Origin of the sequence: Flavobacterium sp. AED (assembly GCF_000812945.1) — a bacterium.
GTDB lineage: Bacteria > Bacteroidota > Bacteroidia > Flavobacteriales > Flavobacteriaceae > Flavobacterium.
The window spans coordinates 1,623,891-1,644,729 of the sequence record NZ_JSYM01000001.1; the positions used below are offsets into that span (position 1 = coordinate 1,623,891).

Annotated in this window: 16 protein-coding genes; 9 read left to right on the plus strand and 7 right to left on the minus strand. The window is 34.1% G+C overall.

Annotated features, from left to right (window positions below; genetic code table 11):
- Positions 1–109: 109 nt before the first annotated feature.
- Together OA85_RS07205 and OA85_RS16995 are read right to left on the minus strand one after the other, a co-directional pair.
- Positions 110–1,891, minus strand: a complete 1,782-nt coding sequence (locus OA85_RS07205; RefSeq protein ID WP_039108845.1) for a T9SS type A sorting domain-containing protein — start codon at positions 1,889–1,891, stop codon at positions 110–112.
- 158 nt (positions 1,892–2,049) lie between these two features.
- A complete protein-coding gene (locus OA85_RS16995) occupies positions 2,050–2,775 on the minus strand; it encodes a DUF2971 domain-containing protein (protein ID WP_082014127.1) in 726 nt (241 codons plus the stop codon).
- Positions 2,776–3,230: 455 nt separating this feature from the next.
- Here OA85_RS16995 and OA85_RS07215 point away from each other — a divergent pair, with 455 nt between their 5' ends.
- The 7 genes from OA85_RS07215 (at position 3,231) to serB (ending at position 9,882) form a co-directional block, all read left to right on the plus strand.
- Positions 3,231–4,556 carry a trigger factor gene (locus OA85_RS07215; RefSeq protein WP_039108846.1) on the plus strand — a complete coding sequence of 442 codons (1,326 nt, stop codon included), beginning with the start codon at positions 3,231–3,233 and terminating at the stop codon, positions 4,554–4,556.
- Positions 4,557–4,865: 309 nt separating this feature from the next.
- A complete protein-coding gene (clpP, locus tag OA85_RS07220; protein WP_039108847.1) occupies positions 4,866–5,540 on the plus strand; it encodes an ATP-dependent Clp endopeptidase proteolytic subunit ClpP in 675 nt (224 codons plus the stop codon).
- A gap of 72 nt (positions 5,541–5,612) precedes the next feature.
- Positions 5,613–6,845, plus strand: coding sequence for an ATP-dependent Clp protease ATP-binding subunit ClpX (gene clpX / locus OA85_RS07225; RefSeq protein WP_039108849.1), 1,233 nt, complete (start codon positions 5,613–5,615; stop codon positions 6,843–6,845).
- Between the two features lie 262 nt (positions 6,846–7,107).
- Positions 7,108–7,521, plus strand: coding sequence for a VOC family protein (locus OA85_RS07230; protein WP_039108850.1), 414 nt, complete (start codon positions 7,108–7,110; stop codon positions 7,519–7,521).
- 28 nt (positions 7,522–7,549) lie between these two features.
- Entirely contained in the window at positions 7,550–7,990 is a 441-nt protein-coding gene (locus OA85_RS07235; RefSeq protein ID WP_039108851.1) for an SRPBCC domain-containing protein, read from the plus strand.
- A gap of 22 nt (positions 7,991–8,012) precedes the next feature.
- Entirely contained in the window at positions 8,013–8,447 is a 435-nt protein-coding gene (locus OA85_RS07240; protein ID WP_039108852.1) for a VOC family protein, read from the plus strand.
- 196 nt (positions 8,448–8,643) lie between these two features.
- A complete protein-coding gene (gene serB / locus OA85_RS07245; protein ID WP_039108853.1) occupies positions 8,644–9,882 on the plus strand; it encodes a phosphoserine phosphatase SerB in 1,239 nt (412 codons plus the stop codon).
- Between the two features lie 57 nt (positions 9,883–9,939).
- On the opposite strand, the gene OA85_RS17370 is transcribed toward serB, so the two are convergent.
- Both OA85_RS17370 and OA85_RS07250 read right to left on the minus strand, forming a co-directional pair.
- Positions 9,940–10,089: a hypothetical protein gene (locus tag OA85_RS17370; protein WP_156129419.1), complete on the minus strand. Its 150-nt coding sequence runs from the start codon at positions 10,087–10,089 to the stop codon at positions 9,940–9,942.
- Between the two features lie 11 nt (positions 10,090–10,100).
- The gene (locus tag OA85_RS07250; RefSeq protein ID WP_039108855.1) at positions 10,101–11,624 is read right to left on the minus strand and encodes a GH3 auxin-responsive promoter family protein; all 1,524 of its coding nucleotides are present in this window, start codon (positions 11,622–11,624) and stop codon (positions 10,101–10,103) included.
- A gap of 185 nt (positions 11,625–11,809) precedes the next feature.
- On the opposite strand from OA85_RS07250, the gene OA85_RS07255 reads away from it, so the two are divergent.
- The gene (locus tag OA85_RS07255) at positions 11,810–12,604 is read left to right on the plus strand and encodes a DUF2797 domain-containing protein (RefSeq protein WP_039108856.1); all 795 of its coding nucleotides are present in this window, start codon (positions 11,810–11,812) and stop codon (positions 12,602–12,604) included.
- Between the two features lie 52 nt (positions 12,605–12,656).
- Here OA85_RS07255 and OA85_RS07260 read toward each other — a convergent pair whose 3' ends face one another.
- Both OA85_RS07260 and sppA read right to left on the minus strand, forming a co-directional pair.
- The gene (locus tag OA85_RS07260) at positions 12,657–15,299 is read right to left on the minus strand and encodes an AsmA family protein (protein WP_039108857.1); all 2,643 of its coding nucleotides are present in this window, start codon (positions 15,297–15,299) and stop codon (positions 12,657–12,659) included.
- A 184-nt stretch (positions 15,300–15,483) separates the two neighbouring features.
- Positions 15,484–17,244: a signal peptide peptidase SppA gene (sppA, locus tag OA85_RS07265; RefSeq protein WP_039108858.1), complete on the minus strand. Its 1,761-nt coding sequence runs from the start codon at positions 17,242–17,244 to the stop codon at positions 15,484–15,486.
- Between the two features lie 137 nt (positions 17,245–17,381).
- Between sppA and folK the strand changes: the two genes are divergently transcribed.
- A complete protein-coding gene (gene folK / locus OA85_RS07270) occupies positions 17,382–18,518 on the plus strand; it encodes a 2-amino-4-hydroxy-6-hydroxymethyldihydropteridine diphosphokinase (protein WP_039108859.1) in 1,137 nt (378 codons plus the stop codon).
- A 1-nt stretch (position 18,519) separates the two neighbouring features.
- Here the strand turns inward: folK and OA85_RS07275 are convergent, their stop codons facing one another.
- The gene (locus OA85_RS07275; RefSeq protein ID WP_052257165.1) at positions 18,520–20,790 is read right to left on the minus strand and encodes a T9SS type B sorting domain-containing protein; all 2,271 of its coding nucleotides are present in this window, start codon (positions 20,788–20,790) and stop codon (positions 18,520–18,522) included.
- Between the last annotated feature and the right edge of the window lie 49 nt (positions 20,791–20,839).

The window sequence follows — 20,839 nt, forward strand, 5'->3', positions numbered from 1 at the left end:
GTTAGGATTCTGGAGCTTGTGACACAAATTTATTCTTTGAATGAAGACTTTGCGGAGCCGGAGGGGTTGTTGTTTTCATTTGCTACGAATTTAGCCAATAATTTAAAACTTACAATTTCAGAAATTTCTTTGAAATGATTTCTTTTTCTGTATAGATTGTCAGGAAGTAAGTTCCGGAGACTAGTTGTGAAACATCGATATTATATATACTTTCATTCAAAGAAGGCAGGATATTTCCCAGTGTTTTTCCTGTCAAATCAATAAGTGTTATTTTTTTGATTTTCTGGTTGTTTGTGTTGATATTCAATTTATTGTGTGTTGGATTTGGAGATAATACAATTGTATTAGAAGGTTGCGCGTTTTCAGTAATGCCTAAACTGTCGTATGAAATCTGAGCAGTAAAGGCATCATCTTGCCCGGTATAACCACCAGTTGCAGTTGTAATACTGACTGAATTTCCATAATCCAAAGTAGCGCTAAACCTTCCTGAAATATAAGCCGAGTTGTTCCTAATATCTAACCCATGAAACCAAATATGCCATATGTTTTTTAGGTGATACATATTGAGATAATTACCGTTTGATGGACTGATTTCAGCCAATGACATTCCCATTTGCTGTCCCCGAGATGGATCATTATAAGTAGTGTTACTTCCCGCAACACCATTTACGGTATAATTGAATGTTCCCAAATAATTCATACCAACGAACACACGACCGTCATCATTGATGTCAATAATCGAGGCTGTTCTTCCACTGGAATTGGTAGAAGTGCCTCCGTCGAGCTTTTTTGCCCACAACATATTACTTTCTGAATTCATTTTTCCAAAAAAAGGTGTCGATTGACTGCTGTCATTGATGCCGCTATCCAGAACAAAACTTGTATTAGAAGGTTCGAGATTAATATGATTGGTGAAGTTACCGGAAAAATAAATATTATTATCCGCATCAATCGCAACTGCATTGGCTTGTTCTGCTGAGTTATAGTTGCCAATCATTGTTCCTTGTGCAGTTTTTGCCCAGATAAAATCGCCATTGCTGCCAAGCTTCACAATAGCTAAATCAGGGTAATTCAAATCAGACTGAATATAATTTCCTGACGGTGGATTGAGATAAACATTTCCATAAGTACCACCAGCTACAATAATATTGTTTTGAGAATCTGTGGTAATATCGTTGATTCTGTATCGCCCGTATAAGTTTGAGGCGAAAATTTTATTCCAAATGAAGCCACCTTCTTTATCTATTTTCATGATGAAATTGTTGCGTCCTGTCGCTGTACTGGCTTGAATGGTATTTCCAAAATCAAAATCTATGCTGTTCTGAAATTCTCCTGTGAGCAAGATATTGTTTTCGTTATCAATCTCTATTCCTGTAGTTTCTATTCCTGAATTAATTATCGAACCAAATTGAAAATGTTTGCCCCAGATGTATTCGCCACTGGTGCTTAATTTTACAACATAGGCACTCGGATATGGAGAAACAACCGTATGGATGTCAGTTCCGTTACCCGGATTAAGGTCAATGGAACCTGTAAATTGTGAAGTCAGGTACAGATTATTGCTGCCATCAAGCGTTAAATAGGATGACTCCATGTGCATTTCGTTCTTGAAAACTTTAACCCAAAGCAAGCTTCCTGTCGGACTCAATTTTTGGACATATACATCGCCATATTGCATCGCTACCTCAGTAATATTTGTATTTCCGGAATCGAAATTGGTCGTTTGTCTGAAAATCCCCGAAGCATAGGTATTTCCGTTAGTATCAGCTAGAATATTCGAACCAATATCTAATTGGTCTGGACCACCAGTTGCCCTCGCCCATTGAGCCGTTTGTCCATAAGTGATTCCCGTCAGTAAAAAAAGTGCAATCAGTAAAGTATTTTTTTTCATAATTTTAGTTCAGATTCAGCGTTTATAGCAATTTTATGAAATTTATTTTGAGTAGTTTAGTGGTTTTTATATTCTGTCAACGTTCTCATGCTAAATTGGTTTATTCCTAAATTAAGCTAATTGATCAAATCAATTTGTAGAAGCTGCTAGCGGTTGGCTTAACTTTTAGATACAAGTTTAATAGGATTTTGATTAAATTCCATAAAGTGAAATAATGCATCTTTATTTAATTCATCAATAAGTTTTGCAACAATAGATTTCGTTTCTATACTTGAATTAACTCCAAAATACACATTCTTAATATTTGTTCCTTCATAGTGATAATAGCAAGGTTTGCTTCTCCATATACGCCATTCCTTTTCTTTACACCAAGAAGTAGATTTCAAAGATAAATCTTGAAAAAAGTATTTTAGATTTTCATCTTTACCATTCATAAATTCAGCAATTTTTGAGATGTCCAATTTTGGTAAATAATCAGTGTAATTAATCTTTTGAAAGTGATGGTCAATTTTTGAGTCGTCGAATTCAAACTCAACAACAAAACCAGTGTGTGATGAAGCATAATGTGACCACATTAAAATGTCGTCAAAAGTTTCGCTTAACGAGCAAAATGCAAAATCGTCTAATAATTTTTTTCTTTGAAGATTTATAAAATTTGTTACTTGCTCATTTGAATAATTAAAAATACGTTTCAAACTTGGATTCAAGTGATTTTCAAAATATGATTTAAAAACTGTAACTTCTTCAGGAGTTATTTCTCTATTTAAAAAAGCCAAACAATCAGCCGGATCATTCATTTTTTTTGGATAATGACACCAAAGTCCTCGGACAGAAATCGACTTGAATGAATTCACATTATCCGGATAATATTTATACAGTTTCATAGTGTCTTTTCAGTACTTTAATTCTTGAATCTTTACGTTAACTTGTTTAGATGTGTGATAAAACTAAAAAGTTACCCCATATTTTGGGTGTATATGGGGGATAATAGTCACATACTTATTTAGTTCAAATATATTAAAAATTTTTCTTACAAACTATCAAAATTATTGAATACCACGAGTCGCGTGAAGGATGGTAGTGGAGCTCTTTTATGGACTGCCTTTTTTTGGCAGGCGATAAAAAGCGGGAACGTACAGCTTGACCCGTAGTTTTTACGGAGGGACACGCCCAAATTATTTTCCGTTTCAGACCTGTGATTTTATCAAATAACCGCCTAAAATTCAATCCAGTCCCGTCCCGACGCTTCGGGATCGGGATCGTGAATAAAAAGCTTGTTTGGGTTGTAAAAATTTTATAATTTTGCAGTCCAATTTTATTATGTAAATTAAAGAAGAAGATGGATATTAAAAGAGTAGCAATAGACGCTGTAACTGAGACAATTGTAATGACAGTTGTTCACATGGATTACAAAGGACAAGTAGCAAAAAGAATAAACGAAAAAATGCCTTTGGCAACTGTTAAAGGATTTAGAAAAGGGGCTGTGCCTAAAGATCTTGTTGAAAAACAATACGGTAAAGCAATCAAACAAGAAGAAGTTCAGAAAGTTGTGGACTTAGCTTTAGAGCGTTTCGTACAATCAGAAAGATTAAACCTTCTTGGAACACCACTTGCTAAAGTAAACGAAGATTTTTCTTGGGATACTGAAGAATTGGTTTTTGAATATGAAATTGGTTTAGTGCCAAACTTCGAATTAGACTTAGAAGCTAAAAACGACATCGTTAAATATGTAGTTTCTGCTGATGATAAATTGATCGAAGGTCAAGTAGAACGCATCCAAAAACAATTTGGAAAAGCTATTCCTCAAGAAGTTGTTGAAGCAGGTTCTGATATTACAGGAACTTTCACAAACGAAGAAAAAGGAATTAATAACGCTACCACTATTGCTGCTGATCTTTTCAAAGACAAAGCGACTTGGGATTTATTCATCGGTAAAAAAGTAGGTGATGTAGTGACTGTAAGCACTAAAGGTTTATTTGAAGACGATCATCAATTGATGGATGTTATGAAAGTAAATCATGATGACGTTCACGGATTAGAAGTTGATGTTGATTTCACAATCGAAGCAATCAATACAGCTGAATTGGCTGAATTGAACCAAGAATTGTTTGACAAACTTTTTGGAGCAGGAACTGTTGCTTCACTTGAAGAATTGAAAGCAAAAATCAAAGAAGATGCTGAAAATCAATTTGCACAACAAGCTGACCAAAAATTATTGGCTGATGTTCAGGATTTCTTGATCGAAAACACAAAATTCGACTTGCCATCTGAATTCTTGAAAAAATGGTTGCAAACTGTTGGAGAGAAAAAATTGTCTCCTGAAGAAGCTGAAGTAGAATATGCACGTTCTGAAAGAGGATTGCGTTTTCAGTTGATCGAAGGTAGAGCAATGGCTTCAAGCGATATCAAAATTACTTTTGAAGACTTGAAATCATTTACTACAAGATCAATCAAACAACAAATGGCTCAATTCGGGCAAACAAATCCTACTGACGAAGAAGTTCAAGGAATTGTTGCAAGAGTTTTGTCAAACCAAGACGAAGTAAAAAGACTTTCTGACCAAGTTGTTGCTGAGAAATTATTGGAATTGTTCAAAGAGAAAGCAAATCCTACTACTAAAGAAGTAACGTACGAAGAATTTATTGCCGCTTCATACGGAGAATAATTTCTAAAAAAATAAGTATATTTGAGCGTCAAAAGAATAATTTTTTTGGCGCTCTTTTATTTGAATTAATTTCAGGAGCCAATCCAGCTATTCGTTGCAAGTTTTTTCATTGCTGCCTTTTTTGTAAGGTAAAAAAAGAGCTTCCTTTGGTCGCTTTTTTTTACCAACAAAAAAATGCCAGCCATTTCAAAAAGCTTTTCACTGCTATCTGGGCTAAAAATAAGACATATTGACATCATTTGGAAATAGGTATGACCTTTGCATTAAATCGAATCACAAGATATTACGTAAAACTTAGAACAAAAAAATATGAACTACGGTAAAGAATTTAAAAAATTTGCTACAAAGGACCACGGCGTAAACTCCATGTATTACGATAAAATCGTAGGCGCAATGACTCCTAAAAACATGACTCCATATATCATCGAGGAGCGTCAGTTGAATATTTCACAATTAGACGTTTTCTCAAGGCTGATGATGGACAGAATTATATTCTTGGGAACAGGAATTGATGACCAAATTGCAAATATCGTTCAGGCACAATTATTGTTCCTTGAAAGCGCTGATGCTTCAAAAGACATTCAAATTTATTTGAATTCTCCAGGAGGAAGCGTTTACGCAGGATTAGGAATTTATGACACGATGCAATACATCAAACCAGATGTAGCAACTATTTGTACAGGAATGGCAGCTTCTATGGGAGCGGTCCTTTTGTGTGCAGGTGCTGCAGGAAAACGTTCGGCATTGCCACATTCAAGAGTAATGATTCACCAACCATCAGGCGGAGCGCAAGGAGTTGCTACTGATATGGAAATCAACTTACGTGAAATGTTGAAACTGAAAGATGAGTTGTACAAAATCATCTCTCACCACTCCGGACAAACTTTCGAAAAAGTGCATAACGACAGTGAACGTGATTATTGGATGATTGCCGAAGAAGCAAAAGCATACGGAATGATTGATGAAGTTTTAATAAGAGGATAAATTTAGTATTCAGTTCTCAGTTGGCAGTATTTAGTCTGCTTACTGAGAACTGAACACTGCTAACTGAAATAGATGGCAAAAGTAGTATTAGAGTGTTCGTTTTGTGGAAGAAAGAAACCAGAAACCAATTTATTGATTGCTGGTATCAATGCACATATTTGTGATAAATGTATCGAACAAGCACACGGAATTGTTTTAGAAGAATTGAAATCCAGCGGAAGTTCAAAACTGGTTGGAGATTTGATTTTGAAGAAACCAAAAGAAATCAGAGCGTTCTTGGATCAATATGTAATTGGACAGGACCAAACTAAAAAAGTAATGTCTGTTGCGGTTTACAATCACTACAAACGTTTGATGCAACAGCAATTAGACGATGAGGTTGAGATTGAAAAAAGTAACATCATCATGGTGGGACAAACAGGAACAGGAAAAACATTGGTGGCAAAAACCATTGCAAAAATGTTGGATGTGCCTTTAGCGATTGTTGATGCGACAGTTTTAACAGAAGCAGGTTATGTTGGGGAAGATGTCGAAAGTATTTTGACTCGTCTTTTACAAGCTGCTGATTATGATGTTGCCAAAGCTGAACGTGGAATTGTATTCATTGACGAAATAGATAAAATTGCCCGTAAAAGTGACAATCCGTCTATTACGCGTGACGTTTCCGGGGAAGGTGTGCAACAAGCATTATTGAAATTATTGGAAGGAACCGTTGTGAATGTGCCACCAAAAGGAGGACGTAAACACCCAGACCAAAAATTTGTTGAGGTAAATACACAAAACATTTTGTTTATAGCCGGTGGTGCTTTTGATGGAATCGAAAGAATTATTTCGAAACGATTAAACCGTCAAGCTGTTGGGTATTCTACATCTAAAAATGTAGATAATATTGACAAAGACAATTTGTTGCAATACATTATTCCAAAGGATATCAAAGATTTTGGATTGATTCCAGAGATTATTGGGCGTTTGCCAGTATTGACACACATGGATCCTTTGGACAGAGAAACCTTGCGCGCAATTTTGACACAGCCTAAAAATGCGTTAATCAAACAATACGAGAAATTGTTTTTGATGGATGATGTTGAATTCACCATTACAAATGAAGCATTGGATTTTATTGTTGATAAAGCTTTAGAATATAAATTAGGAGCTCGTGGATTGCGTTCTTTATGTGAAGCAATTTTAACGGATGCGATGTATGAATTACCAAGTTCTGATGATAAAACATTAGAAATTGACGTAGATTATGCAAAAGAAACGTTGAATAAAAACTTATTGAAACGATTGGAGATTGCTTCTTAATTTGAGTTCTGATAAAGATTAATTTTAATCTTTTCTAAAAATATAAAACCTGTTCATTCCATTGAACAGGTTTTTTTTATAGATTATTTTAAAAGCTATATTCTTGATTATAAAAGAGAACTGACTTTAAATAATTTGTAAATTTACAGTCGAAAATTTGGTTTCGAAAAGCAAAATACTGAAGTATTGCAACAATAATGTTGGCAGGAAATTTTGAATAACTTTAAAATATGCTAAAAATTGACACTCTAAAAATAATAGTATGACAAAGCAAATATGGCTTAATTTGCCAGTAAAAGAGGTAGCGAAATCAAAAGCATTTTTCGCTAAAATAGGTTTTTCTTTTAATGAACAATACGCTACTCCGCATTCAACATGCCTGTCAGTTGGTGCTACTAATTTTGCGGTTATGCTTTTTGCGGAATCGATGTTTGAAGGTTTTGTGCAAAATAAAATTACAGATACGCAATCGAGTTCCGAAGTGTTAATTTCTATAGATGCAGAAAGTAGAGAAGAAGTGGATGAATTCGCAAAGAAAGTAGAAGAAGCCGGAGGAACAGTTTTCGCTAAACCTGCCGAAAATCAAGGTTGGATGTACGGTTGTGCTTTTGCGGATTTAGATGGACATCGCTGGAATATGTTATATATGGATTTTAGTAAAGTACCAAAACAATAGGTTTTAAGTTAATCTGAAAAAGAGCAAGATGACAACACTAGAATTTAAAATCGAGATAAATGCTCCAAAAGAAAAAGTTTGGGACATTTTATGGAATGAAGAAACCTACAAACAATGGACATCTGTTTTTTGTGAAGGAACTTATGCAGTAAGCGATTGGAAAGAAGGGAGTAAAATTCATTTTTTATCTCCAAATGGGGACGGAATGAACAGCATTATTTACAAAAAAATGGATAATGAATATATCGCTTTTAAACATTTGAGTGGAATCAAAAACTTTAAGGAAATGCCTGTTGATGATGGAACTCAAGAATGGGCTGGTGCTATGGAAACCTATCGATTAACTGAAAACAATGGTCGGACTGTTCTAGAAACTAAAATGGATTCAGTCGAAAAATATATCGATTATTTCAGAACCACATTTCCAAAAGGCTTAGATTTGGTAAAGAAACTTTCAGAGAAAAAATAAATAGTAATCTTAAAATAGTATTATGGCATCAATTAATCCGTATTTAATTTTTAATGGAAATTGCGAAGAAGCATTCCTATTCTATCAATCTGTATTTGGTGGTGAATTCCCTTATATTGGGAAGTTTAAAGATATGCCGCCAGCAGAAGGTAATCCTGTGCTTTCTGAAGCAGATGGAAATAAAATAATGCATGTTACTTTACCAATCGGTGATGGATTTGTATTAATGGGAAGCGACAGCAATTCAGCAAGTGGGGAAGTTGCTTTTGGACAAAACGTAGCACTTTCAATCAATGCTAAGAGCAAAGAAGAGGCTGGTAAATTGTTTAACGGACTTTCGGTAGGAGGAACGGTAACGATGCCAATGAATCAAACCTTTTGGGGCGCTTATTTTGGAATGTTTGTAGATAAATTTGGAATCAATTGGATGGTAAATTTTGATGAAAACGAGAAATAATTAGCATTGAAAAGGTTGAACATTGCATAGTAAAGATTGCATTTTTCTCATAAATACAAACCTGTTCATTCATTTGGGCAGGTTTTTTTATGAGTAATTTAAACTATTTGTTATTGTTTAAAAAAACAAACATTATTCTTTTTTATCACCATTAGAATGCCGATTTTTGTCCATTGTAAATCAATATAAAAACAAAATGATTATAGAAGATAAAGAGGTTATTTTATTAAAAGTTTCTGGTCAGGACAAACCTGGAGTTACAGCTGGTTTAACATCGATATTAGCAACTTATGATGCAACTATTTTAGATATTGGACAAGCAGATATTCATGACACCCTATCTTTAGGTATTTTATTTGAAATAAAAGCGGGTTCTTCTTCTGGGCCTGTTTTAAAAGATTTATTGTTTAAAGCCTATGAATTGGGTATTAAAGTTAAGTTTATTCCAATTTCTATTGCTGATTACGAAATTTGGGTGAAAGCACAACGCAAACAGCGTTACATCATAAATATTTTGGGAGAAACATTAACGGCTGTACAATTGGCGGCTGTGACCAGAATAATGTCTGACCAAAATTTAAATATTGATTCTATCAAAAGATTAACCGGTAGAGTTTCTATTATTGAAAAAGAAGAATTTCCTCGTTCTTGCGTGCAATTATCCGTAACGGGTGATATTGTGGATAAAGCATCGATGACTGCCAGTTTTATGGAAATTTCCAGAACATTAGATGTGGATATCTCTTTCCAAGAAGACAATATGTATAGAAGAAACAGACGTTTGGTGTGTTTTGATATGGATTCTACCTTAATTCAAACGGAAGTAATTGATGAATTAGCTGAATTAGCGGGTGTAGGCGAGCAAGTAAGAGCCATTACTGAATCGGCTATGAATGGTGAAATTGATTTTAGCGAAAGCTTCAAAAAACGGATGGCTTTGTTAGAAGGCTTAAGTGAAGATGTGCTACAAACGGTTGCTGAAAATCTGCCCATAACACAAGGAGCTCATCGCTTGATGAAAGCCTTGAAATATTACGGTTATAAAACCGCTATTTTATCAGGAGGATTCACCTATTTTGGGAATTATTTACAAAAGGAATTAGGGATTGATTACGTTCACGCCAATGAATTGGAGATTAAAGACGGGAAATTGACGGGTAACTATTTGGGTGAAATCGTTGATGGACAAAAGAAAGCCGAATATCTAAAAGCTATTGCGGAAAAAGAAGGCATAAATATCAATCAAACCATTGCTGTGGGTGATGGTGCAAATGATTTGCCTATGTTGAATCTGGCAGGTTTAGGAATTGCTTTTCATGCCAAACCTACGGTAAAAGAAAATGCAGCTACTTCAATTTCTAGTCTGGGTCTTGATGGTGTTTTATACCTGTTAGGCTATCATGACAGGCATATTGATATGATGGATGAGGAGTAAATAGTGCAAATGATAATATATAAAAAAGGCTGTCTAAATAATTTTAGACAGCTTTTTTTATGCTTTAATAGTAACTGTTTTTTCAGATTTTACCAATGTTTGTTTTTCGGGAGATTTACAAATTCCTCTGGCTCCACAACGCATTCTGTGTGGTCCACAGGAACTCAGAAAAAGTATCGTTATCAAGATGTAGAAGGTATTTTTCATCTTCTCGTTTTTTATGCTGTTTGAAACTGCATGCTTTTCAATTGTTCCAGATAATCTCTTTGGTTTGATAATCTTGGAATTTTATGTTGACCGCCCAGTTTATTTTTTCCTTTTAGCCAGTCATAAAATAAATTTTTACGGGCTACATTAATTACTAACGGATTCAGCGTCATGTTATTGTAGCGTTTCGCTTCGTAATCAGAATTTAAGGATTGTATGGATTCATCCAGCGCTTTCTGAAATTGGGATACATCAGTAGGATTATCTTTAAATTCAATCATCCATTCATGGGCACCTTTTTCTTTTCCATTCATAAATACAGGCGCAACGGTATATTCAACAACTTCCATTTGAGTTATTTTACAGGCGTTGGCAATAGCCTGATCTGTATTTTCGACCATTAATTCTTCTCCAAAAACATTGATATGATGTTTGGTTCTACCCGTAACCCGAATTCGGTATGGATTCAATGAGGTGAAACGTACGGTGTCGCCTATCAAATAGCGCCATAAACCAGAATTGGTAGTAATCACTAATGCATAGTTTTTGAAAAGTTCCACATCAGCCAAACGAATTACTTTTTGGTCCGATGTGCCAAAAGTATCCATTGGAATAAATTCATAGAAAATTCCGTAATCCAGCATTAATAATAAATCACTGGAATAATTTAAATCCTGAATGGCAAAAAATCCCTCAGAGGCATTGTATATTTCGTAATATTTAAAATCTTTTTTCGGTAGTATTTTTTTATACTGTTCTCGATACGGTTCAAAATTTACGCCGCCGTGAAAGTACACTTCGAGATTGGGCCAAATTTCGAATAAATTTCCTTTTCCGGTTTCCTCCAGCATTTTATTCATTAGAACCAGCATCCACGAAGGAACTCCTGCAAAACTGGTCACATTTTCGTTTTTCGTTTCGTTTATAATGGCAGCAATTTTGGTTTCCCATTCACTCATTAGTGAAATCTTGCTGCTTGGCGTACTGCTAAACTCCGCCCAAATAGGCATATTTTCGATTAATATCGCTGATAAATCTCCAAAAAAAGTATTGTTGTCTTCATAGATTTGGGAGCTTCCGCCAAGACGCAGACTTTTTCCAAGAAAGAGTTCTGATTCTTCGTTGTTATTGAGATACAAACACAGCAAATCTTTACTTCCTTTATAATGACAATCTTCGAGCGCTTCGTTGCTTACCGGAATAAATTTACTTTTGGCATTCGTTGTTCCGCTTGATTTTGCGAACCATTTTATGGGGGTTTCCCAAAAAACATTTTGTTCGCCTTTACGAGTTCTCTCAATCAGCGGTTGTAATTCTTCATAAGTAGAAATAGGAATTCTATCCGCAAAAGTGGTATAGGAATTTATAGAAGCATAATCATATTCTTTGCCTAAAATAGTATTTTTTGATGACTGAATTAAATTCATAAGCAATTCTTCCTGAACCTCGTTCGGGTATTTCAAGAAAAGTTCAATCTGATGGATGCGTTGTTTCAGAACCCAAGAGGCAAACGAATTGATTATGGTTAGTGGCATTTTATGGATTTACGATTTACAATATTAGATTTACGATATTGAATTTGAATATCGATTGACAAATGTTAACTTTGCAATTGAACCAAAAATAGTATTTTTTTCTTAGATGAAGTCCTATTTAAAATCAAATATTCTAACATAGCGGTCTTAAATCTAATATCGTTTATCTTAAATCTTAAATTCAAATGACTTACGAAGGTGTACTTACAAAAATGCAGACTGAATTTGGAAATCCAATTCAATATTATTTGGTTTTTGAGAATAGTTTTTTGAATGTGAATCAGTTGCTGAATAAAAATCTTGAAATTAATTTTGTGGGATATCAATGTTTGAATTGTGGAAAGAAGAAAAAGATATTCCGTCAAGGATTTTGTTACGATTGTTTCTATTCTAGTGCTGCTGTTGGAGATTGGATAATGAAACCGGAGTTAAGTACAGCTCATCTTGGAATTCAGGATAGAGATTTAGCGTATGAAGAAAAAGTACAATTGCAACCACATATTGTGTATTTGGCGTTGTCTAGCGAAGTAAAAGTGGGAGTAACCAGAAAAACACAAGTGCCAACCCGATGGATTGATCAAGGCGCTACCCAAGCGATTTCTATTGTTGAAGTTCCCAATCGGTATTTAGCGGGTATTACTGAGGTAGCTTTGAAAAATCATTATGCTGATAAAACCAATTGGCGCAAAATGTTGACCAATAATGTCGAACAAATCGATTTAATTGCTGAAAGATTAAAAGTGGAGAATCTAATTCCAACAGAAGTTCAGGAGTATTTCTATTCGCAAAAAAATGATTTGTACGAAATGCATTATCCCGTTTTACACTATCCAAATAAAGTAAATAGTTTGAGTTTAGATAAAACACCTCAGTTTCAAGGAAAACTCACAGGAATAAAAGGGCAATACCTTCTTTTTGACGATGGAACAGTTTTCAATATCCGTGGTTCCGAAGGATATGTAGTAACGATTAATGTATAAAAAAAAGCCTAAAAGTATTGAAACTTTTAGGCTTTTTAATTTAGAAGGAAGCTTAAGGTGTTGTCTTAGGCTCTTCTGCTTTTTTCTTTTTATTAAACAATCCATTTAATAAATCAGTTGCTTTTGTTTTTACAGCATTGGTAGTTTCTTCCTTTGTTGTAGGAGTTGCTGTTTTTGTAGTGTCGCTTGGTTTCTTATTTTTATTGATAAAATCAGTTAAAGCCGAAGTTCCTTGTTTTACCAATCGTTCTTTTTGTTGTTTTACTAATTGAGTAGTCAGATTATTAACAGCACTTTTTATATCGGTTGAAATTTTTGGATTAGTGAAGTTTCCAGTTAAAATGGCATTTATAGGGAGGTTTTCCAATTTAGCAGCATCAGCTGGTGACAATTTTGCAATTAATGCATTGGCTTCTGAACCCAGATATTTAGCCGGGACATCAAATTTGATATTGTAATTCATACTTTGGTCAAAACCATGAGAACCGCCTATTGTTGCTTTAATGTCTTTATACTTGATGTCAAATGGTTTTACATTTACTTTTCCGTCTTTGAAAGTAATGGCCGCTTTCAAATCATTTAAATTGATTTTACTTACATCGATGAACTTCAGATTAGAGCCCAAAGCCGTTAGCAAAGTCGAATTACTCGAATTTATAGTGGTTGAAAGCAACTGTCCCAATAAATCTCCGGTCAGTGTTTTTAAATCAGGCGTTAGTTCTGTTGCATCAAGATTCCCGTTCAGTTTTATGTTTGAATTCAATTTTCCGTTAATGATTCCGGCTATTGGCGCAATTTTTTTCAACATATCAAGTTGCGTAAAAGATTGTGCAATATCCACTTGATTTAAATTCAAATCCATATTGAAAACTGGCGTTTTTCCTTTTGTGGAAACTGCTCCATTCACTCCGATTGTCCCTCCAAAAATAGATGTTTTTACGTTTTCTAATGTTACTTTCTCATCCTTTACTAGCAGTTTTCCCGAAACGTCTTTCAAGGTCAGATTGTTATATAAAACCGTAGTCGCTTTTGCGGTAAGCGTACAATTTAAGAAAGCCGGAATCTTCATCGCTTCTGCTTTTTTTGTTTGCTTCGCCTGTTCGCTGTCGCTCGGGTCAGTTTTAGTTTTTTCACCAGTTGTCATGAAATCACTAACGGCTAATTGCTTAGAATTCATGTTGAAATTTCCTTTCAATTCTTGGTTTTTAAAAATAAATCCGTAAAAATTTTCTAAAACTCCCGTTACACTAATGTCGCTTTTTCCGGTCGTCGCATTCAATTGTTTCAAATTGACCTGACTCGGGTTAAACTGAACTAAGGCATTACTAATATTCATTGTTTTGCCATTTTCATCCACATAGTTGAAACCAGACAAACTCATTGTTCCTGCATTATTAATATTTTGATATTGACTTTTCTCTACAGATTGCATATCAAATTTTGTCGTTACATCTGCTTTTAAAATCCCTGATAAAGGTTTGTCTAACTTTATAGGATATGCTTTCGAAAGATTTGCCAAGTTGATAGTTCCTTTTAAAGCGGCATCGACAATTGCATTTTGTGTGATGTTTTTGATATTGGCTTTAGCATTGAAAACATCCTGATCTATTTTGAAAGATAGCTTATCAAGGTTCACATAAGTATCGTTGAGGATTCCCGTTTCATTAATAATTTTAGTATCAATAACTATATTTTGAACTGATTTTGGTAAATTAGGATATTGAAATGAAGCATTATTGGAAGCGATTTCAATTTTGAATTTTGGAACAGTGGTGTCGGAATATAATCCTTTTGCAAAACCCATAACAGTAAAATCACCAGTTGTTTTTACATTATCTAAACTTGCTGCATAAGCCGCTGGTATAACTCCCAAGAAATTTTTGAAAGAAGAAGTTGGTGTTTTAAATTTTAAATCATATTGCTGACCCGCTTTCACCATTTGAATAAAACCGTCAAATTCTAACGGTAATTGGTTGATTAACGCTTTGTTTTCCTTGAATGTGTATTTGCTTTTTTCTAAATCAATGCCCAAAACAGCATCTAAAGTCAAAGAGACGTTTTTCATGTAATTGACTTTATCCATGTCTAAAGATATTTTCGCAGTAGATTTAGTTACCAAATCTAGTTTCTGTGCTTCAAAATCTCCAGTTCCTTCATGGTTTAAACTGTCGATAACCATCTTTATTTTTGAACTTTCGTCAAAATACCTGAACTTGAAATTCTCGATTTTATAATTCTGAATTTTTAATGATAAAGGACTGCTTTTACCTTCATCCTTGGTTTTGTTATCTTTCAAAGCGATGTCATAATTCCCAATTCCGTCTTTATTGAATATGATATTGATTAACCCGTTTTTTGAAGTTATTCCGTCAATATTCATTGCTTCGTTTTTGCCCTTAAAAAGTTCCTTAATGGACATTTTTAAATTCAATTCACCTAATGAAACTAACGTGTCGCCTTCAAAAGGAGCTTTGTTTATAATAACTAACTTATCCAAAGTCACATTCGCGTTTGGGAAATTTTTGAATAAACTTAAATCGGCATCTGCAAAAGTGACTTTGGCATCTACTTTTTCATTGATAGCTTCGGCAATTTTGGCTTTTATTTGATCTTTAAAAAAATAGGGAATAGCAAATAAAGCTGCTGCGAGTAGGACAATTAGAATCCCAATGATTTTTAAAATTTTCTTTAGCATAATTTGATTTCTTAAGATTTTATAAGTTTAGCAAAAACCCTGCCTGACTTCTTACAAAAATAACGGATTATGGTTTAGGACATTTGTAATGTTTTCATAAATAACGAAATGCTCTCTTTTTTCTTTGTAAAAAAAATCCGTTTAAGTGAGCTTAAACGGATTTTCTATCAGATGTCGTACGGATTTATTTGATGTTAATTTCAAAAGGCATCATGGCTTGAACGCCTTTTTGAGCTTGCAGTCTTTTTACTTCTTCCATAATTTTATAGTTTTCTTCCCCAATTTCTTCCTTAATAAAAGATTCTTTAGACTTAGCAAATGGCAGGTTAGCTAAAAGATCATTAAAGTCTTTTTCGTATTCAGGATAGTTTTGTGTGGAGTATGTTTTTGTTTTTGCCAAAGCTGCAGCTTCATGTATAGCATCATTCAAACCTCCAATTTTATCTACAAGTCCAATTTTAACTGCTTCAGAACCAGCCCAAACTCTTCCTTGTGCGATAGCGTCCACTTGCGCAAATGTCATTTTTCTTCCTTGTGCCACATGTGTTACAAAAGTTTTATAGATATGTTCAATTTCTTCAAGTGTAACTGCTTTTAATTTTTCATCCAATGGGACAAAAGGACTGTATCTCGCAGCGTTTTCATGTGTTTTTACTTGTTCTACATTTATGCCGATTTTCTTTGTCAATTGACTAAAATTAGGCAATATCCCAAAAACACCTATTGAACCAGTAATAGTATTGTTTTCGGCAAAAATTTTATTCGCGTTGCAAGCAATATAATACCCTCCTGAAGCTGCGTAATTTCCCATTGAAACTACTACGGGTTTTACTTTTTTGGTTAATTCAACTTCTCTCCAAATTAAATCGGATGTCAAAGCACTTCCACCTGGACTATCAATTCTAAGTACGATGGCTTTTATATTTTTGTCTTTTCTGGCATCTTGTAATGAACGACGCATGGAACCTTCGCCTATAACATCTACATCACCTTCACCGCTGCGAATTTCGCCTTGAGCATAAATAATGGCAATTTTATCATTGGCATCGGTGTTTTTTGAAGTAGTCGCTACTTTTTTGGCATAATCCAAAATAGTTACTTTGTTGTAATCTTCGTCTTTGTCTACTTTCAATCGGTTTTTAATGGCATTATGGTACACATCTTCGTAGGCTACAACATCAACTAATCCTTGTGTTTTTGCCATTTCAGGAGTTCGTGCTAGAAGTCCGTTCGCAATTTCATTTAGTTTTGTTACAGATATATTTCTACTTTTTGAAATTTCTGTTACAACAGAATTCCAAATAGAATTCAATAAAGCGGAAGTTTGCTCTCTGTTAGCATCACTCATTTTGTTTTCCAGAAAAGGTTCAACAGCACTTTTGTATTTTCCATGACGAATTACTTCCATTTTTATGCCTGATTTTTCCTGAAAATCTTTGAAAAACATAATTTCCGAAGACAATCCTTTGAAATCCATATCTCCCACAGGGTTTAGGTAAATAGGTTTGGCAACCGAATTTAAATAATATTCCTTTTGAGAATACGAATTGGCGTAAGCCATTACAAATTTACCTGATTTTTTAAAATCTTCTAAAGCATCTCTTAAAGCTTTACTTTGAGCCATTCCTAATTGAGAATCATCATTCAAAATAGAAATTCCTTTAATATCATCATCAGTTTTGGCATCTTGTATTGCACTGATAATATCGGTCAAACCTATATTTTTGCCATCAGAAAAGATGGTTACCCAAGGATCTTTGAATTTACCGGCATAATCATTTTTTATATCTTCTAAATTTAATTCGATAACCGAATTGCTTTTTACGCTAACTCCTTCTGATTCACCTCCAAAAATGGCTCCTATAATTAGTATTCCAAAAAAGAACAACATAAAAAAGATGAAAATACCTATGATGGTCGCCAACACATTTCCTAAAAACTTCATATTTATATTTTTTTAATAAGTCTAAAAAGAGGTCGAATTGTTACAAACTTTAGGTTTTATAATTCTAGAATTAGTTATCAACACTCTTTGCAAAGATACTTCTATTCTAAAATTCTTTTAGTTAATTTGTGCTTAATATGAAATCACAACATCAAGTTATTTTATCGATAGGTAGCAATCAAGGAAACCGATTAGAAAACATCGAGCGTTGCTTGCAATTGATACACCAGGAAGTGGGAACGGTAATCAAAGTTTCAAAGGTATATGAAACGCCATCTTGGGGTTTTGACAGTGATGCATTCTATAATTGTGCGTTGGTGATTCATACTTTTAGTTCTGCAAATAAAATTCTGACTCAGGTTTTGAAAATTGAAAAACGGTTGGGACGTATTCGCAGTGAAGAATTGGGATACCAATCTAGAATTATCGATATTGACTTGATTGCTTTCGATTCGGCAATTATTGAAACCGAAAAACTTCAGATTCCACATCCATTAATGCAAAACAGGAAATTTGTTTTGTTACCCATTCAGGATTTGAATTTAGATTGGAAACATCCTGTTCTTAAAAAAACAATATCGGAATTGCTTGAAATCTCTCCGGATCAAAGCGTTTGTGAAGTGGTGCAAGATTTAGTGAATCCTTTGCAAACTATTGCTTTGGACCAATTTAATTATGTGGCATTTGAAGGAAATATTGGAGCAGGAAAGACAACTTTGGCCATGAAAATTGCTGAGGATTTTAATGCGAAAACAGTTTTAGAACGCTTTGCAGACAATCCTTTTTTACCTAAATTTTATAAAGATCAAAACCGATACGCTTTTCCGCTTGAAATGTCATTCCTTGCCGACAGGTACCAACAGTTATCAGATGATTTAGCCCAATTTGATTTGTTTAAAGATTTTTTAGTAGCCGATTATCATATTTTTAAATCTTTGATTTTTGCCAAAATAACGCTGGCTGAAGACGAATATCGGTTGTATCGGAACCTGTTTGATATCATTTATCGAGAAATGCCGAAACCCGATTTGTATATTTATTTGTACCAAAATTCGGAACGCTTATTGCAAAATATTAAAAAGAGAGGTAGAAGCTACGAACAAAAAATTCCAGCAGAATATTTGGATAAAATTAATAACGGATACCTAGATTACATTAAATCACAAACGGAACTGAATGTTCTGATTATTGATGTGTCTAATCGGGATTTTGTAAAAAATCAAGACGATTATCTTTATATTTTAGATCAAATTCAAAAGAAGATTAGTGAGTAATTTATCTTTTTAACGAAAAATGACCTCTCATTTCAGGTTTTGTATTGTCGATTTTTAAGACATACCAATAATCGGATGCGGGTAATGGATTTTTATTTAAGGTTCCGTCCCAAGTTTGTTTTAATGCATTTAGTTGGGTAATTAATTTTCCGTAACGATCAAAAATAGTTACTTCGGCTTCGGGATAATTAATTAATCCTTCAACTTCCCATAAGTCATTATAAGTGTCATTATTTGGTGTGAAAAACTTAGGCACTATTAATACAATAAAATTTTGTGTATCATAACTACAGTAATTTATTTCTCTCACATAAGCAGTTTGTAGTCCGGCAAGTGAATTTGCAAAAACATTAGACGATTGATAGTTTACGCCATCTATTGAATATTCATAATAAATTGCAGGATTTTTTAAAATTACCGTTACTGTAGTTCCATCAACAGATATCGATTCTATCACAGGAGCTGGATTTTCTGAGACGGTTATTGTTTTTTTGACGGTACAGCTTTCAGGTGCTGGTCGTGTTATGTCTACAGTATATGTTCCGGCTTTAGAAATTTCGATTGTTTGATTTTTTTCTCCTGTTGACCATAAATAAGTCATTCCTATTTCTGAAATTTTGGCGTCAATGGTTAGTTTTTTTGATTCACAAATAACTAATTTTTCGTCTGGAATAATGGGGAGTTTATATACAACTACTTCCACGGGTACTCTAGTTCCTGTTGTGCAGTTTTTATTTATAGCTTCTACATAGAATGTTGTATTTACGGCAATATCTCTTGTTATACTTGTTCCTATTGCAATTAGATTATTGCCAGTTAGCTCGCTATACCAATATATTGTTCCTTCTGTTGTTTTTGCGTCAAGAGTTACGCTTCCTGGTCCGCATAAAGTGAATCTTGAATTAGTTGTTGTTATTACGGGGATATTATTTATAGTGGCAGTAACCGGAGTTCTTGTGGAATATTTTTCGCAAAGCCCATATTCTGTTTCAATATAATAAGTTGTACTTTTTGAAATAATGGGCGTTGTAAAAGTTGTACCTGTTGCTAAAGGGACTCCCTCTGTCTCATTTTCAAACCAATTAATCGTGCCTAAATTAGAGGTTGCTTGTAAAGTTAAACTTCCTGATCCACAGGTTGCCGATTCAGTTGTACTTGTGATTTGAGGAATTGTAATTGAGGTACTTGTTGCTATATGTATTTCGGGATCATTGGGCATTCCTCCATATTCCACTATAAATCCATTGGCTTGTTGGGAACCTCCAAACGATTCGCCATTGTAATTTATATCATTCCAAGATCCTTTACTTCCGTTGCTATTATTGTCTATTATAATTGCATAATCTTCATCTTCTCTGAATAAATTATAAATGTTATCAGGTTCATAATATGGAATTCCACTATACCATTTGGCACTGCTTCTGTTCCAATTTACATAGTTGGTTGTTGAACCAATACCATGTGGATTAGATGCAAAAACTCCAGATGCAGGGGTAGATTCTAAATTGTAAAAAAAAGTAGTTCCTTTTTCTGGGCCCGCCATCCATTTCCAAACACCTTCTTCTGCAATATCAGATCCTCCAATCCATCCTGTTCCCGATTGTTGAGTTGCTGCTATTTGGTTTTCATCTGCAGATAAAATGGTTGCTAAATATCCTTTTAATCCGTGATAAGTTCTTGCATTAGCCAAGTCATTTGCAACTCCCCAGTCAATTCCTAAATTTGGAGCAATTCCAATACTTGGTACAAACTCATAAAAATGTTGGTTCGATGGCAAGTAACTGAGTTTATCGGTACTAATCGAAAAGTTTCTGTTTCCTGTTGGTTGGTTGGATGAATTTGTATAAACAATATCTTTTACTGCTTTAATAAAATCAACATAAGTTACAGGGACACCTGGTGTTGAACTTGTGAGTGTCATTCTTCCAGTAGCTAAATCCCAGATAGAGCTTATTGTAGAATGAGAGCCAGTGAGTGTTAATAAGTCTTGAGAATAGTTATATCCACTAGAAATTTGAATATAGATTGCTTCTGTGCTTTTATCGTCTGGATCTGTAATTGTAATATCAGTCACAATATTCAGGGAAGTATGTGGACAATATACTTGATCTCCTATAGCTGTAATTATTGGAAGAATATTATTAGTTGATGAGGTTTTAATCTTTTTTAATGAAGGAAATGGTCTGTGATTAATTTTATCGTTTATATATGAAATAGGGATTTTTTCTGAAGAGCGAATACAATTAGTTGAGTATGCGATTTTGCAACTCAAAAATAGCACTACGAGTATTAATCTAAAAAAAAATAGCATTTTTCATTTT

Coding starts and splice junctions, on each gene's coding strand:
- OA85_RS17370 (WP_156129419.1), bottom strand. CDS start 10,089: ATGAAAAATACCTTCTACATCTTGATAACGATACTTTTTCTGAGTTCC.
- clpP (WP_039108847.1), top strand. CDS start 4,866: ATGAACTACGGTAAAGAATTTAAAAAATTTGCTACAAAGGACCACGGC.
- serB (WP_039108853.1), top strand. CDS start 8,644: ATGATTATAGAAGATAAAGAGGTTATTTTATTAAAAGTTTCTGGTCAG.
- OA85_RS07255 (WP_039108856.1), top strand. CDS start 11,810: ATGACTTACGAAGGTGTACTTACAAAAATGCAGACTGAATTTGGAAAT.
- OA85_RS07215 (WP_039108846.1), top strand. CDS start 3,231: ATGGATATTAAAAGAGTAGCAATAGACGCTGTAACTGAGACAATTGTA.
- sppA (WP_039108858.1), bottom strand. CDS start 17,244: ATGAAGTTTTTAGGAAATGTGTTGGCGACCATCATAGGTATTTTCATC.
- OA85_RS07250 (WP_039108855.1), bottom strand. CDS start 11,624: ATGCCACTAACCATAATCAATTCGTTTGCCTCTTGGGTTCTGAAACAA.
- OA85_RS07260 (WP_039108857.1), bottom strand. CDS start 15,299: ATGCTAAAGAAAATTTTAAAAATCATTGGGATTCTAATTGTCCTACTC.
- clpX (WP_039108849.1), top strand. CDS start 5,613: ATGGCAAAAGTAGTATTAGAGTGTTCGTTTTGTGGAAGAAAGAAACCA.
- OA85_RS07230 (WP_039108850.1), top strand. CDS start 7,108: ATGACAAAGCAAATATGGCTTAATTTGCCAGTAAAAGAGGTAGCGAAA.
- OA85_RS07205 (WP_039108845.1), bottom strand. CDS start 1,891: ATGAAAAAAAATACTTTACTGATTGCACTTTTTTTACTGACGGGAATC.
- OA85_RS07240 (WP_039108852.1), top strand. CDS start 8,013: ATGGCATCAATTAATCCGTATTTAATTTTTAATGGAAATTGCGAAGAA.
- OA85_RS16995 (WP_082014127.1), bottom strand. CDS start 2,775: ATGAAACTGTATAAATATTATCCGGATAATGTGAATTCATTCAAGTCG.
- folK (WP_039108859.1), top strand. CDS start 17,382: ATGAAATCACAACATCAAGTTATTTTATCGATAGGTAGCAATCAAGGA.
- OA85_RS07235 (WP_039108851.1), top strand. CDS start 7,550: ATGACAACACTAGAATTTAAAATCGAGATAAATGCTCCAAAAGAAAAA.